Raw genomic sequence first — 13,864 nt, 5'->3', positions numbered from 1 at the left:
CTTGCTGGGTCTCGACATCGATGGAGCGCTGCGGCGGAAAGCCCTCGCCCGCTCGGGGGAGAGGGTTGGGTGAGGGGCTTCCCTGGCCTGTTACGCAGCGATCAATCGCTGCTCTGGCCTGCCGGCTCCCAGCCGCGGGGGCCGAGATGCTGCTGCGGCTTGAAGCGGGCCTTGTAGGCCATCTTCTTCGAGCCATCGACCCAGTAGCCCAGATAGACATAGGGCAGGCCCATGCGCCGGGCGCGGCGGATGTGGTCGAGGATCATCAGCGTGCCGAGCGACCGGTCGATCAGGTCCGGCTCATAGAACGAATAGACCATCGACAGGCCGTCCGAGAGCAGGTCGGTGAGGGCGGTTGCGATCAGCGGCCCCTCGCCCTCGCCGGTGATGCCGCTGTCGGCGCCACGGAATCGGTATTCGACCAGCATCGTGTCGACATGGGTGTCCTCGACCATCATGGCGTAGTCGAGCACCGTCATGTCGGCCATGCCCCCCTGGGAATGGCGGGCATCCAGATAGGCGCGGAACAGCGAATATTGCTCGGAGGTCGGCGCGGCGTCGACGCGCGTGCCGATCAGGTCGCTGTTCTTCTCCAGCACGCGGCGGAAGCTGCGCGTGGTCACGAACTGGTCGACGGGCACGCGGATCGACACACAGGCCTTGCAGGCCTCGCAGGCCGGGCGATAGGCGATGTTCTGGCTGCGGCGGAAACCGCCCTGCGTCAGGATTTCATTGAGGGCGGAGGCCTTCTCGCCGACGAGATGCGTGAACACCTTCCGCTCCATCTGCCCCGGCAGATACGGGCAGGGCGATGGCGCGGTCAGGAAGAACTGCGGCGTGTCGGTCGAATGCTGGGTCATCGCACAACGGGCCCGGACGATTCAGGCATGCAGCAACGATAATACGCCTGCGCCCGGTGCCCAAAGGGAATTCTGATGGAAGACAATCAGCGCCGGGTGCGCGTCAGCGGGCCGGCGTTGAGGATCACGGTGCCGAGCAGCATGTCCTGCAGCAGGCGCTTGCGGTTGGAAAACAGCCCAACCAGCAGGACCAGCGGCGTCAGCACCGAGACCGAGAACCAGAAGATCAGCGAATGCGCGGCGGCGATGATCGGGCCGATGCGCTGGCCGTCGGTGCTGCGGATCGTGACGCCGGCCATGCGCATGCCGGGCGTGGCCGCCTTGGGGCCGCCCAACGTCAGACCGACATAGAGCAGGGCCACGATGGCGAACAACGGCAGGCCGAACAGCAGCCAGGCGATGCCGAGCGTGAAGACGCCCATCGCGATGATCACCAACGAGGCGATCAGCAGGAAAACGCCGACCAGAATGGCGTCGATGATGAACGCGAAAAAGCGCTTCGACAGCACGCCGTCGAAGAGTTCCGGTTCGCGCACCGGGTCGAAGACCATGCCATTATAGCGATAGGCGTCGTCATAGTGCGTCATGTCGATTTCCTGGTACTGTCCCATGCTCGAATAGATGGGCAATGCCGGTTCTTCATACAAGAAGTCGCTCCGCGATGCTTCCCGGGATCAGGGAGGATCCATGCGCTCCACCGAATACTGGCGCGCCTCCAGCGCGGCGACGATCTCGCCCGCATGCTCGGGCCCGTGTGTTTCGATCGTGACGTCGAGGCTGGCGCCCTTGACCGGCACCGTCAGCAGGTGGCGGTGGTGCGAGACTTCGAGGATGTTGCCGCCGCAATTGCCGATCGTCTGGGCGATGTCGGCCAGCACGCCCGGCCGGTCGGGAATGGTCATGCGGACGGCGACAATGCGCTCGGACCGCGCCAGTTCGCGCACCATGATCGAGGCGGCGAGGCGTGGATCGATGTTGCCGCCGCACAGTACCAGTCCGACGCGCTGCCCGCGGAAACGGTCTGGATCGGCCAGCATCGCGGCGAGACCGGCGGCGCCGGCGCCTTCCGCCATCGTCTTCTGCAGTGTCAGATAAGCGTTCACGGCACGTTCGATCGTTGTCTCCGACACCAGCACGACGTCGTCGACGAAGCGCCGGGCGATCTCGAGCGTCAGGACGCCGACATTCTTGACGGCGATGCCCTCCGCGAGCGTGTTGCCGCCGCATTCGCCTTCGACCCCGTCGAGGGCCGCCCGCATCGAGGGGTAGAGCTCGGTCTCGACGCCAATGATCTCCGTGTCGGGCGAAAGTGCCTTGGTGGCGATGGCAATGCCGCCGATCAGGCCGCCGCCGCCGACCGGCACCAGGATGCAATCCAGTTTCGGCCCGTCCTCGATCATCTCGAGCGCGATCGTGCCCTGACCACGGATGACATGCGGGTCGTCATAGGGATGGACCCAGACTGCGCCGGTCTCGTTGGCAATGCTGGCGGCGATCTGCTGGCAGGCGGCCAGCGTCTCGCCCTCGACCACGACCTTTGCCCCGAAAGCCTGCGTCGCCTCGATCTTCACGAAGGGCGTCGTCTTCGGCATGACGATGGTGGCGGGGATGCCGAGCCGCTGGGCGTGATAGGCGACGGCCTGGGCATGGTTGCCGGCCGACATGGCGACGACGCCATTGGCGCGTTCCTCTGGGGTTAGCGACAGAAGCTTGACCAGAGCGCCGCGCTCCTTGAAGGCCGAGGTAACCTGCAGGTTCTCGTATTTGACGTAGACCTCGGCGCCCGTCAGCCGCGACAGGCGCGGGGCGGGCAGGAAGGGCGTCCGGATCAGGACGCCATCGATCAGCCGCGCCGCGTCGCGAATGTCATCCAGCGTGGGAATCGCGCGGGCCGGCGAGGGGGTCTTGGATGCGTCGGGCATGGAGCCTCCGGGGATCAGGACAGGCGCGTCCCGCGCCCCTCTTCCAGCGCCTGGCCCAGGCCAAGCAGGCCGTTGGGACGCAGCAGGAAGAGCAGGGTGAGGACGGAGAGAACGACGATGTCGCGCGAGGTCGATTCGAAATAGGCGGACCAGAGCGTTTCGAGCGTGGCGATCAGCAGGCCGCCGAGCACGGCGCCGACGAGCGAACCCGCGCCGCCAACCAGGCTGGCCAGCAGCGCCTTCAGGCCGACCATCAGCCCCGCCGAGAAGCTGATGGTGCCATAGCTGAAGGCCATGACGAGACCGCCGCCGGCCGTCAGGACCGATGCCAGCACCATCGTCGTCGCCGTGACAGCCGACGTATGGATGCCGGCGAGGCGCGCCATGACCCGGTCATCCGCCACGGCGCGCCAGGCGCGGCCAAAGCGCGAGACCCGCATGAAGGCGAGCACGGCCGGCAGGATGATCAGGGCCGAGGCGATGATCAGCAGGCGCATTTCCGGGATGACGACCGGAAAGTCACCCCCGGTGAGCGTGACCGGCGTTTCCAGGATCGGCTCGATCCAGATGTCGCGCGCGCCCTGGGTCAGGCGCAGCATTTCCGAGAGCGCGATGCCGAGCCCGATCGTGGCGATGATGAAGGCGCGGTCCGGCCGCCCCTCCAGCGGCGAAACGACCGTCCGTCCGACCAGCCAGCCCCAGAGCGCAGCCAGGCCGATCGCGCTGGCGATCGCCAGCGCCACAGTGGCAAGCAGCCCGAAGGACGGAATGCCGCCCGCCGCCAGTATGCCGAACAGCGCGCCATAGCCGCCGATGACGGCGATCTGGCCGAACGCCATGTTGATGCGGCGGATCAGGCCGTAGACCAGGGCATAGGCGAGCGCCAGCGGCGAATAGAGCGCCGCGAGCGCCAGAATGTTGGTGAGCTGCTGGAGTGCGAAGCCGACCGCCTTGGGCGGTGCCCAGGAGAGGAGCTGGATGCTGGATGGCTGCCAGTTGGTCTCGGCGACGGCGCGTGCAATGGCATCGTCGCTGGACAGGAACCAGCGATAGAGGGTCAGCAATTGCCGCTCGGAGAGCGCGCCGTCATAGCCGCGCACGCCGATGACGTCGCGCCGGCCCATCTCCAGCGTGCCCCCGCCAAAGGCGCAGTCGACATAGAGAGGCAGCGGCATGCTGGGGACGCTGTAATTGACCCGGACCGCATGGCTCACGCCGGTAAGCGGGATCACCGACTGGATGGTGACCTTCTGGTTTTCCGGCGCCACGGCGGTCGCGACCGCGACGCAGATCCGTGCCTGCTGGCGGTCGATCTCGCCGCAGGCGGAAAGCAGCGCGGCCGCGCAGAAGAGGAGCGCCGCGATCGCGGCCGATCGTACCGCCCCCCTCATTCGCGCGGCCCGTTCAGCGAGGGAGGAAGGGAGCGACGAGCGGCGCGAAGTAGGTCAGGATACCGTCCGCCCCCGCCCGCTTGAAGGCTGCGAGGCTCTCGATGAAGGCGCGGTCACCGTCGATCCAGCCGTTCCGGGCCGCGGCCTGAAGCATCGCGTATTCCCCGGACACCTGATAGGCGAAGGTCGGCATGGCGAAGGTCTCCTTCACCCGTTGCACCACATCCAGATAGGGCATGCCGGGCTTGACCATGATCATGTCAGCCCCTTCCTGAATGTCGAGTTCTACCTCGCGCAAAGCCTCGTCCGTATTGCCGAAATCCATCTGGTAGGTGCGCTTGTCGCCGATCAGCGTCTTCGACGTCCCGATCGCGTCGCGGAACGGGCCGTAGAAGGCCGAGGCATACTTGGCCGAATAGGCCATGATCTGCACGTCGAGGAAGCCGGCATCATCGAGCACTTCGCGGATCGCTGCGACACGGCCGTCCATCATGTCGGACGGAGCGATGACATCGGCGCCCGCCTCGGCCTGCGCGAGCGCCTGCTGTACGAGCAGGGCCACGCTGGCGTCGTTGACGATCCGGTCGTCCTCCATGACGCCGTCATGGCCGTGGCTGGTATAGGGATCCAGCGCCACGTCGGTGATCAGGCCGATCTCCGGCACCGCCGCCTTGATGGCGCGGCAGGCGCGGCAGACGAGATTGTTCGGGTTCAGCGATTCGGAGCCGGTCGGATCGCGCAGCGACGGCTCGGTGAAGGGGAACAGCGCGATGGCGGGAATGCCCAGCGCCGCCGCCGTCTCGGCTTCGACCACGGCCTGATCGACGGAAAGACGCTGCACGCCCGGCATCGAGGCGACGTCCTGGCGGACATTCGTGCCCTCGACCAGGAAGATCGGCCAGATCAGGTCGTTCACCGTCAGCACCGTCTCGCGCACCAGGCGGCGGGACCATTCCGCCTTGCGATTGCGTCGCAGGCGGCGGCCGCCCAGAATCGCATTCATGTCGGGCGGGGTGAAGGAGTGACGGGTCATGCTGATTTCCTTGGAAGGCGCGGCGGCGGGACGTTAGCACCGGAAAAACCGGCGGCAAGCGCCGCACTGTCGCGCCTCCGGATGAGACGGAGCGGCCTAGCTGTCGCTCTTTCGGACGAGAACCTTGTCGATCCGCCGGCCGTCGAGGTCAACCACCTCGAAGATCCAGCCCTCATAGCTGAACAACTCGCCCGGCACCGGGATGTGGCCGAAATGGTTCAGCATGAAGCCGGCCATGGTGGCGAAATCCTCGTCGCTGTCGACCAGCTTCAGCGCCAGCGTGCGTTCGACGCTGTCGATCGGGGCGCTGCCGTCGATCAGCCAGGATCCGTCGGCGCGCTGGGTGGCGTCCGGGACGTCATCGCCCTCGTGTTCGGGCATGTCGCCGGCAATCGCGGTCAGGATGTCCATCGGCGTCACGACGCCCTGGAAGCTGCCATACTCGTCGAGCACGACGGCCATGTGGACGTTCGACGTCTTGAATCGGTCGAGCACCTTCAGGATCGGCATGCGCTCGTCGACATAGAGCGGCTCGCGGATGACCGGCGTCAGGTCGACGGTCTGGCCCTTGTAGATCTGCTCCAGCAGGTCCTTGGCGTGGACGATGCCGATCACCGCGTCGATCTCGCCACGGCTGACGGGAAAGCGCGAATGGCCGGATTCGATCACGGCGTCGCGGATGTCGCTGGGCGAATCCTCGATGTCGAGCCAGACCACGTCCGGTCGGGCGACCATGATGGTGCGGACCGAGCGGTCGGCGACGCGGATCACCGCCTCGATCATATCGCGCTCGGCCTGATGGAAGACGCCTGCCTCGGTGCCTTCCGCGATCATGGTCTTGACCTCTTCCTCGGTGACGCCGCGCTCGTCATTCTCCTGCTTGCCGAGAAGGCGCAGCACGGTGTTGGTCGAGAGGCGCAGGAACCAGACGATCGGCAGGGCCACGCGCGCCAGCAGTCCGACCGGCCGCGCCACGAAGCAGGCAAGCCGCTCGGGATTGGTCAGCGCCAGGCGCTTCGGCACCAGCTCGCCCGCGATCAGCGAGAAATAGGCGAGGCCGACGACCACGATGACCGTCGCGATGGTCGAGGCGCGGTCGCCGAGGCTCGGGAATTCATAGAGCAGGAAGTCGTTCAGCGGCGTCGCGAGCGCGGCCTCGCCAAAAGCGCCCGACAGGATCGCTACCAGGGTGATGCCGATCTGCACCGCCGACAGGAAGCCGGTTGGGTCCTCCGCCAGCTTGAGCGCGGCGGTGGCGCCGCCGACCCCTTCGCTGGCCATGAACTGCAGTCGGGCAGGGCGGGATGAAACGACGGCGATCTCGGAAAGCGCAAAGAAGCCGTTGAAAGCGATCAACACAGCGATGATCAGAAGGTCTTGCCAGGGCATGTGTCGTTTAGCGCGCGGCAATCATTGAAAAGGGCACCATCTTATCCGTTTGGACATGGAAAAAAGGACTGGCAAGCCGAACCACAAGGTCCCGCTCCAGAGCAAAGCTTCGCATACGCTATCTCGACATGGCGGCGATCATATCGAACGCCGCGAGTTCTCGCCAGCGGAGAGATGCTTCCATCGCCGCATCGCGGAAATTGCAGCCTGTACCGAATGAGGTGGGGACGGCGGGCCAAGCGCCCTTGCCCCTCCCTATGTCCGGCTTACGATCCACGCTTCGCGCGCCGGAGGCAAGATGGCTGAGCCAGAGATCCTTTTCGAACGCCGGGGACATGCCGGCCTCGTCACGCTGAACCGCCCGGGCGCGCTCAATGCCCTGTCACATCGAATGGTGACCGCGCTCGCCCAGACACTTGAAGGCTGGCGGAGCGATCCGGAGATCCGCCTCGTCATCGTGCGGGCGGTCGGCCGCGCCTTCTGCGCCGGTGGCGACATCCGCGCCGTCTACGAGGCCGGGCGGGGATCTTCCGCGCAGAAGGCGTTCTTCGAGGCGGAATATCGGCTGAATGCCGCGATCAAGGCGTTTCCCAAGCCCTATGTCGCGATGGTCGATGGTTATGTCATGGGCGGCGGCGCCGGCATTTCGGTGCACGGCTCGCACCGCGTCTTCGCCGAGAAGGCCGTATTCGCCATGCCGGAAACCGGCATCGGCTTCTTCCCGGATGTCGGTTCCAGCTTCTTCCTCTCGCGCATGCCGAGCCAGGTCGGGCTCTATTGCGCGCTTGGCGCCATCCGTCTCGCGCGCGGCGATGCGATCCATGCCGGCATTGCGACCCATGCCGCGCCCGCCGCCGCCTTTGACACCATCGTCGCCCGCCTAGGCGAGGCGGAGGATGTTGACGCTGTGATCTCCGAGTTTGCCGAGCCGGCGGCGCCGGAAACGCTCGGTTCGCTGGCCCCCGCCATTGAGGCCGTCTTCGCCACCGGCTCGGTCGAATCGATCCTGGCCCGGCTGGACGCCCTGCAGGGGCCGCTGGCGGATTGGGGCGGCGGCACGGCCGCCGCGATCCGGGGCAAATCACCGACCAGCCTGCGGATCGCGCTGCGGCAGATCCGCGCCGCCGGCGAGCTCGCCTTCGAAGACTGCATCCGGCTCGATTGGCGCATCGCCAACGCGATCCTCGACGGGCACGACTTCTATGAAGGCGTGCGGGCGGCTCTGGTCGACAAGGATCAGTCGCCGCGCTGGAACCCTGCTACGCTGGATGCAGTTGACCCGGGCGTGATCGAAGGGCACTTCGTGGCTCCCCTCGACGGAGACATTCCGCTGCCATGATGGACAATGAAGTCACCCAGCTCCCCAGCGAGCCGGACAATCCCTATGATCTGGCGCTGAACGTCTATCTGCGGGGCGTGGCGGCCATCCTGCTGCTGCTCGGGCTGCGGCACTGGCTCTATATCGCCGGCGTGTTCCAGGATGATGGCTGGAGCCTGGAGACGATGTCGAACCAGTGGAGGTTCGTCACCATCAACCTCGCCGTCGTCGACCTCGTCGCGGCCGTGGGCCTGTGGATGCGGGTCGCCTGGGGCAATGTGATCTGGGTCTATATCGCGATGTTCGAAGTGGCGATGCACACGGTGTTCGCCGACACGTTCGGCTTCGACTGGCTGATCGTTTCCTTCCATGTCGTGTCACTGCTGGTGTTCGTTGGACTGCTGGTCATGAGCCGGCGGCACGAAGCGGCCGCCGGCTGAAAGCCAGGCGTCGCCTGGCTTCGCACGGGCCGGATAGTAAGTTTTTAACGATAAGAACCGTTTCGAATGCCAACTTGCGAGGTAAGCAGACGTTAAGCCTGATCCTTAAGATGATTTTCAAATGCCGCCTATAAGTTCCGTTGTCATGAGGTGAGAACAATACTTGCCGCGGAACCAAGAGGCAGAGAAGATGATCAGCGCAATGCGGGCAGTCGAAACGGTCGCCAAGCCCCAGTCTACTTCGGAACTCAAGCCGCTTTACATGGAGGCTGTAACGCTCGTCGAGCGCCTGCATCGCCGCCTTCTCGATGTCGTCAAGGACGAGTTCGACCGCGAAGGTCGCTCCGACATCAATAGCGTCCAGGCGCTGCTGCTGTTCAACATCGGCGACGCCGAACTGACCGCCGGCGAACTGCGCACCCGCGGCTACTATCTTGGTTCCAACGTCTCCTACAATCTCAAGAAGCTGGTCGAGATGGGCTACATCCATCACCAGCGTTCGCGGATGGATCGCCGTTCGGTCCGCGTCAGCCTGACCGAGAAGGGCCAGCAAGTCGCCGCGATCGTCGGCGGCGTCTATGAGCGCCACATGAAGTCGATCGAGCAGGTCGGCGGCATCGCGGTCGACGACTTCCAGCAGCTCAACCGGTCGCTGCAGCGCCTCGAGCGCTTCTGGACCGACCAGATCCTGTATCGCCTCTGAGAACGGACTGTCCTGACCTTCCAAAAGCCCCGGCCGCCCCTGCCGGGGCTTTTGCACGTTCGGGGGTTATGAACGCGGCGGTAACCATCGCGATGCAACATGGTGGAGCGGTGCTGCAATGCAGCGCTGTGACATGAAAGCGCCATACTGCCATGAAACCCAAAGACATACGGATCGGGCCGTGTCCTGTGCCGGGATCGGCTGTATGGAGACGGCCTGCGGCGTGGTTCATCAGGCCGGTTGTAGCAGATGTGTTTCAGGGTTCGCGGCGCGTACGAGCCGCAGTCGAAGATCGGGAGCGGGCGACGAAGGTCGCGGGCTCCCTGTACCAGCGAGCTTCCAGAAGTATCGACATGACCGGATCAAAGAACACCACTCTCCTTCCTGCCACCGCCATGACGCGCCGGGGCGCCTTGCGCTCGATCGCCGGCGCGCTCGCCGCATCGGTCGCGATGCCGCTCGCCGCGTTCGCGCAGGATGTCGATCCGATCAACCAGGTGCTGCAGAGTGGCCGCGGCGACTGGTCGGACGGATTTGATGCCGCCTCGAACGGAGCCGCCTCGGTCCGCACCTCGGCGCCAATCCTGTCGCCCGACACGGCGCAGGCCGTGGAATATGCGATCCAGAATTACACCGACATCGTCGCCCGCGGCGGTTGGCCGATGGTTCCGGCCGACAAGAAGCTCAGCCTCGGCCTCAAGGACCCGAACGTCGTCATCCTGCGCCAGCGCCTGACCGTTTCCGGCGATCTCGCCGCGGGCGCCGGCAATTCGCAGACCTTCGATTCCTATGTCGACGCCGGGCTCCGCCGCTTCCAGGCCCGTCACGGCCTGCCGGCCGACGGCGTCGCCGGCCAGTCGACCATCAACATGATGAACGTCCCGGCCGATGTCCGCCTCGGTCAGCTGCAGACCAATCTGGTCCGGCTGCGTTCCATGTCGGGCTTCCTCGGCGATCGCTATGTGATGATCAACATCCCGGCCGCCGCGATCGAGGTGGTCGAGAACGGCCGCGTCATCTCGCGTCATACCGCCGTCGTCGGCAAGGTCGATCGGCCCACGCCGGTGCTCGCGACGAAGATTTACCGCATCAGCTTCAATCCGAACTGGACCGTGCCGGCGTCGATCATTCGCAAGGACCTGATTCCGCTGATGCAGAAGTCGCCGGATTACCTGACGAAGAAGCACATCCGCATCTTCGATTCGGCCGGCGTCGAAGTGCCGCCCGAGTCGATCGACTGGAACACCGACCAGGCCACCAAGGGCTACATGTTCCGGCAGGATCCGGGCGACTTCAACTCGCTCGGCAGCGTGCGCATCTCGTTCCACAATGACGAGCAGGTCTACATGCACGACACGCCGCAGAAGGACATCTTCGGCCGCGAGCAGCGCTTCGATTCGTCGGGCTGCATCCGCGTGCAGAACATCCGCCAGGTCATCGGCTGGCTGCTGCGCGACACGCCGGAATTCCCGCGCGAGCGAATCGACGCGATCTTCAAGTCCGGCGAGCAGGTGAACGTCAATCCGAAGCCGGAAATGCCGCTTTACCTGCAATATATCAGCGCCTGGGCGATGGCCGATGGCGTGACCCATTTCCGCGATGACATCTACAATCGCGATGGCATCGGCCAACTGGCGCTACAATAGGTCGCTGGCACGCCGGAAAACCCGTCGTTTCGCGCCGTCAGGGCGAAACGACCCTCGTGAATTGAAGGGCCGATGAGGCCCTTTTTCTTGGCGTCTACCCCTACATATGGTACGCCGCCCGGGTTCCGGCCGTGCCGTCATTGGCACATATCCGGTACCGCCAACAGGATGGACCGCCCATGTCTCTGACGGATCGCGCTGACAGCCTTTCCTCGACCGCCGCTTTCTTCAACCGGACGCTTGCCCAGGCCGATCCGGAAATTGCCGATGCGATCGGCAAGGAACTCGGTCGCCAGCAGCATGAAATCGAGCTGATTGCTTCGGAAAACATCGTCTCGCGCGCCGTTCTGGAAGCGCAGGGTTCGGTGCTCACCAACAAGTATGCCGAGGGCTATCCGGGCAAGCGCTATTATGGCGGCTGCGAATTCGTCGACATCGTCGAGACGCTCGCCATCGAGCGCGCCAAGAAGCTGTTCGACTGCCAGTTCGTCAACGTGCAGCCGAATTCCGGCAGCCAGATGAATCAGGCCGTTTTCCTGGCGCTGCTGCAGCCGGGCGACACCTTCATGGGCCTCGACCTTGCCGCCGGCGGACATCTGACGCACGGCTCGCAGGTCAACATGTCCGGCAAGTGGTTCAAGGTGGCGCCCTATGGCGTGCGCCGCGAGGACCAGTTGCTCGACTATGAAGAGATCCAGCGCATCGCGGAAGAGACCAAGCCGAAGCTGATCATCGCCGGCGGCACGGCCTATTCGCGTATCTGGGACTTCCAGCGCTTCCGGGAGATCGCCGATTCGGTCGGCGCGTATCTGATGGTCGACATGGCGCACTTCGCCGGCCTCGTCGCCGGTGGCGCGCATCCGTCGCCGCTGCCGCATGCGCATGTCGTCACCACGACGACGCACAAGTCGCTGCGCGGCCCGCGCGGCGGCATGATCCTGACCAATGACGAGGCGATCGCCAAGAAGATCAACTCGGCCGTCTTCCCGGGCCTGCAGGGCGGCCCGCTCATGCACGTCATCGCCGCCAAGGCTGTGGCGTTCGCCGAAGCGCTGCGTCCGGACTTCAAGGACTACGCGAACAGCGTCGTCGAAAATGCTCGTGCGCTTGCAGAAACGCTCAAGGGCTCGGGCTTCGACATCGTTTCGGGCGGCACCGACAACCACCTGATGCTGGTCGACCTGCGTCCGAAGCAGGTCAAGGGCAACGTATCCGAGAAGGCGCTCGTCCGCGCCGGCCTGACCTGCAACAAGAACGGCATCCCCTACGATCCGGAGAAGCCGTTCGTCACTTCCGGCATCCGTCTGGGCACGCCGGCTGCGACGACGCGAGGCTTCGGCGTCGCCGAGTTCCAGGAAGTAGGTCGCCTGATCGCCGAGGTTCTCGGCGCCGTGTCGCAGTCGGAAGACGGCTCCGCTCCGCTCGTGGAAGCGTCGGTCAAGGAGCGTGTCCATGCTCTGACCGCCCGTTTCCCGATCTATTCCTGATCGGGGATACCCATGCGTTGTCCCTATTGCGGTAGCGACGACACGCAGGTGAAGGACTCCCGCCCGTCGGAGGACAATACGTCCATCCGGCGGCGGCGGGTCTGCGCGGATTGCGGCGGTCGTTTCACGACCTTCGAGCGGATTCAGCTGCGGGAGCTGATCGTTCTGAAGAAGAGCGGCCGGCGCGTTCCCTTCGATCGCGACAAGCTGATGCGTTCGGTCCAGGTCGCGCTGCGCAAGCGGCCGGTCGATCCCGATCGTGTCGAGCGGATGATCAACGGCGTCGTTCGCCAGCTCGAAAGCAGCGGCGAGAGCGAGATCAATGCCGAGCAGATCGGCGTCTATGTCATGGAGGCGCTGAAGGGCCTTGATGACGTCGCCTATGTCCGCTTTGCCTCGGTCTATCGCAATTTCCGCGAGGCCAAGGACTTCTCCGCCGTGCTGGACGAGCTTTCGTCTCAGGATCTGCCGGAAGACGACGAACGGGATTAGGACGCCGCGCGCGGCGTCGCTGGAACGATCTGCGGGGTATCGTATGGCGACAGAGCGGGCAGCCAACGCGGATGCCGAGATGGACCGCCGGCTCATGGCCGTGGCGCTCCGTTTCGGCCGGCGCAATCTGGGCACGACGGCGCCCGCGCCACCGGTCGGCGCGCTCGTCATCGGCCATCTGGGCGATGAGCCCGTCATCCTGGGCCGGGGCACCACCTCGGCCGGCGGGGTGACCCACGCCGAGATCGAGGCGCTCGCCATGGCGGGCGAATCCGCGCGCGGCGCGACGGTCTACACCACGCTCGAGCCGTCGCCGGATTCCAGCAATGGCCCTTCCGATGTCGCCGCCCTGATCGAGGCGGGCGTGGCGCGGGTCGTCAGCGCCCTGGAGAGCCCCGATCCACGCATAGCGGGACGAGGCCATGCGCAATTGCGCGATGCCGGCATCGCGGTGACCACTGGCATCCTCGGCGACGACGCGCGACGGCTGGTGGCCGGGCCGATTTCCGTGCTCAGCCATGGCCGGCCGCACATTACGCTGAAACTCGCGGTTTCCGCCGATGGCATGATCGGCCGCTTGACGGGAGAGCGGATGCTGGTGTCGGGCCGCGAGGCTTTTGCCCGCCTGCAGACGATGCGCATCGAGGCGGACGCGACGCTGATCGGCATCGGAACCGCCATGGTTGACGATCCGAGCCTTATCGTCCGCGTCCCCGGATTGCGGGCGCACTCGCCGATCCGCGTCGTTCTCGATACCCAGGCACGGCTCTCACCAAAATCGTCTTTGGTGAAGAGCGCGTCCGACACGGCGCTGTGGGTCGTCTGCAGTTCCGAGGCGCCGCTTGCCCATCGCCAGGCTTTGCTGGATGCCGGCGTCGAGGTCCTGCCGGTCGGCACGGGTTCGGGCGGCATCGATATCGAGGCCGCCATGCGCCTGCTGGCCGAGCGCGGCGTCACGCGCCTGCTCGCCGAGGGCGGCGCCAAGGTTGCGGCCTCGCTGCTGGGGCGCGGCCTGCTCGACGAGGTGGTCCTGTTTCACGCGCCGGTGGTGGTCGGGCCGGATGGCGTCCGGGCGCTGGCCGGAGGCGCGCTCTCGGCGATCGAGCGCAGTCCGCGCTTCCGCCGCGTCGAGGAGGCGCGCCTCGGCGAAGACCGAATGGTTCGCTACGAAAGGGCAGTCTGA

Annotated in this window: 13 protein-coding genes; 7 read left to right on the top strand and 6 right to left on the bottom strand. The window is 65.5% G+C overall.

What is annotated here, in order from left to right; translation table 11 throughout:
* Nucleotides 1–101: 101 nt before the first annotated feature.
* The 6 genes from OSH10_RS17790 to OSH10_RS17765 all read right to left on the bottom strand — a co-directional run bounded on the left by OSH10_RS17790 (nucleotide 102) and on the right by OSH10_RS17765 (nucleotide 6,595).
* A complete protein-coding gene (locus tag OSH10_RS17790) occupies nucleotides 102–860 on the bottom strand; it encodes an arginyltransferase (protein WP_266333290.1) in 759 nt (252 codons plus the stop codon).
* Nucleotides 861–946: 86 nt separating this feature from the next.
* On the bottom strand, nucleotides 947–1,447 hold the full coding sequence (locus tag OSH10_RS17785) for an RDD family protein (RefSeq protein ID WP_266333288.1): 501 nt from the start codon (nucleotides 1,445–1,447) through the stop codon (nucleotides 947–949).
* 87 nt (nucleotides 1,448–1,534) lie between these two features.
* Nucleotides 1,535–2,782 carry a threonine ammonia-lyase gene (locus OSH10_RS17780; RefSeq protein WP_266333287.1) on the bottom strand — a complete coding sequence of 416 codons (1,248 nt, stop codon included), beginning with the start codon at nucleotides 2,780–2,782 and terminating at the stop codon, nucleotides 1,535–1,537.
* Between the two features lie 14 nt (nucleotides 2,783–2,796).
* Nucleotides 2,797–4,173, bottom strand: a complete 1,377-nt coding sequence (locus OSH10_RS17775) for a branched-chain amino acid ABC transporter permease (protein WP_266333286.1) — start codon at nucleotides 4,171–4,173, stop codon at nucleotides 2,797–2,799.
* Between the two features lie 13 nt (nucleotides 4,174–4,186).
* A complete protein-coding gene (gene hemB, locus OSH10_RS17770; RefSeq protein WP_266333285.1) occupies nucleotides 4,187–5,206 on the bottom strand; it encodes a porphobilinogen synthase in 1,020 nt (339 codons plus the stop codon).
* A gap of 96 nt (nucleotides 5,207–5,302) precedes the next feature.
* Nucleotides 5,303–6,595, bottom strand: a complete 1,293-nt coding sequence (locus OSH10_RS17765) for a hemolysin family protein (protein ID WP_266333284.1) — start codon at nucleotides 6,593–6,595, stop codon at nucleotides 5,303–5,305.
* Nucleotides 6,596–6,893: 298 nt separating this feature from the next.
* On the opposite strand from OSH10_RS17765, the gene OSH10_RS17760 reads away from it, so the two are divergent.
* The 7 genes from OSH10_RS17760 (at nucleotide 6,894) to ribD (ending at nucleotide 13,864) form a co-directional block, all read left to right on the top strand.
* Entirely contained in the window at nucleotides 6,894–7,934 is a 1,041-nt protein-coding gene (locus OSH10_RS17760; RefSeq protein WP_266333282.1) for an enoyl-CoA hydratase/isomerase family protein, read from the top strand.
* The gene (locus OSH10_RS17755) at nucleotides 7,931–8,353 is read left to right on the top strand and encodes a DUF6163 family protein (RefSeq protein ID WP_266333281.1); all 423 of its coding nucleotides are present in this window, start codon (nucleotides 7,931–7,933) and stop codon (nucleotides 8,351–8,353) included. Before OSH10_RS17760 ends, OSH10_RS17755 begins: the two co-directional genes overlap by 4 nt.
* Before the next feature lie 190 nt (nucleotides 8,354–8,543).
* Nucleotides 8,544–9,056 carry a transcriptional regulator LdtR gene (gene ldtR, locus OSH10_RS17750; RefSeq protein ID WP_266333279.1) on the top strand — a complete coding sequence of 171 codons (513 nt, stop codon included), beginning with the start codon at nucleotides 8,544–8,546 and terminating at the stop codon, nucleotides 9,054–9,056.
* 353 nt (nucleotides 9,057–9,409) lie between these two features.
* Nucleotides 9,410–10,702 (top strand): L,D-transpeptidase family protein, encoded by a 1,293-nt coding sequence (locus OSH10_RS17745; protein ID WP_266333278.1) that lies wholly within the window; start codon nucleotides 9,410–9,412, stop codon nucleotides 10,700–10,702.
* Between the two features lie 179 nt (nucleotides 10,703–10,881).
* Complete coding sequence (glyA, locus tag OSH10_RS17740; RefSeq protein ID WP_266333277.1) at nucleotides 10,882–12,189, top strand: serine hydroxymethyltransferase; 1,308 nt, start codon at nucleotides 10,882–10,884, stop codon at nucleotides 12,187–12,189.
* 12 nt (nucleotides 12,190–12,201) lie between these two features.
* Complete coding sequence (nrdR, locus tag OSH10_RS17735) at nucleotides 12,202–12,681, top strand: transcriptional regulator NrdR (protein ID WP_266333276.1); 480 nt, start codon at nucleotides 12,202–12,204, stop codon at nucleotides 12,679–12,681.
* A 79-nt stretch (nucleotides 12,682–12,760) separates the two neighbouring features.
* Nucleotides 12,761–13,864, top strand: coding sequence for a bifunctional diaminohydroxyphosphoribosylaminopyrimidine deaminase/5-amino-6-(5-phosphoribosylamino)uracil reductase RibD (gene ribD / locus OSH10_RS17730; RefSeq protein WP_266333275.1), 1,104 nt, complete (start codon nucleotides 12,761–12,763; stop codon nucleotides 13,862–13,864).

It is taken from the genome of Kaistia defluvii, from assembly GCF_026343955.1.
GTDB classification, from domain to species: domain Bacteria; phylum Pseudomonadota; class Alphaproteobacteria; order Rhizobiales; family Kaistiaceae; genus Kaistia; species Kaistia defluvii.
Note: the sequence above shows the minus strand (reverse complement) of the source record. Positions and strands in the feature narration are given on the sequence as shown.

Excerpts from the sequence above, each read along its gene's own strand:
- ldtR (WP_266333279.1), top strand. The coding sequence starts at position 8,544 with ATGATCAGCGCAATGCGGGCAGTCGAAACGGTCGCCAAGCCCCAGTCT.
- OSH10_RS17765 (WP_266333284.1), bottom strand. The coding sequence starts at position 6,595 with ATGCCCTGGCAAGACCTTCTGATCATCGCTGTGTTGATCGCTTTCAAC.
- hemB (WP_266333285.1), bottom strand. The coding sequence starts at position 5,206 with ATGACCCGTCACTCCTTCACCCCGCCCGACATGAATGCGATTCTGGGC.
- OSH10_RS17790 (WP_266333290.1), bottom strand. The coding sequence starts at position 860 with ATGACCCAGCATTCGACCGACACGCCGCAGTTCTTCCTGACCGCGCCA.
- OSH10_RS17775 (WP_266333286.1), bottom strand. The coding sequence starts at position 4,173 with ATGAGGGGGGCGGTACGATCGGCCGCGATCGCGGCGCTCCTCTTCTGC.
- ribD (WP_266333275.1), top strand. The coding sequence starts at position 12,761 with ATGGACCGCCGGCTCATGGCCGTGGCGCTCCGTTTCGGCCGGCGCAAT.
- OSH10_RS17755 (WP_266333281.1), top strand. The coding sequence starts at position 7,931 with ATGATGGACAATGAAGTCACCCAGCTCCCCAGCGAGCCGGACAATCCC.
- OSH10_RS17760 (WP_266333282.1), top strand. The coding sequence starts at position 6,894 with ATGGCTGAGCCAGAGATCCTTTTCGAACGCCGGGGACATGCCGGCCTC.
- OSH10_RS17780 (WP_266333287.1), bottom strand. The coding sequence starts at position 2,782 with ATGCCCGACGCATCCAAGACCCCCTCGCCGGCCCGCGCGATTCCCACG.
- nrdR (WP_266333276.1), top strand. The coding sequence starts at position 12,202 with ATGCGTTGTCCCTATTGCGGTAGCGACGACACGCAGGTGAAGGACTCC.
- OSH10_RS17745 (WP_266333278.1), top strand. The coding sequence starts at position 9,410 with ATGACCGGATCAAAGAACACCACTCTCCTTCCTGCCACCGCCATGACG.
- glyA (WP_266333277.1), top strand. The coding sequence starts at position 10,882 with ATGTCTCTGACGGATCGCGCTGACAGCCTTTCCTCGACCGCCGCTTTC.
- OSH10_RS17785 (WP_266333288.1), bottom strand. The coding sequence starts at position 1,447 with ATGACGCACTATGACGACGCCTATCGCTATAATGGCATGGTCTTCGAC.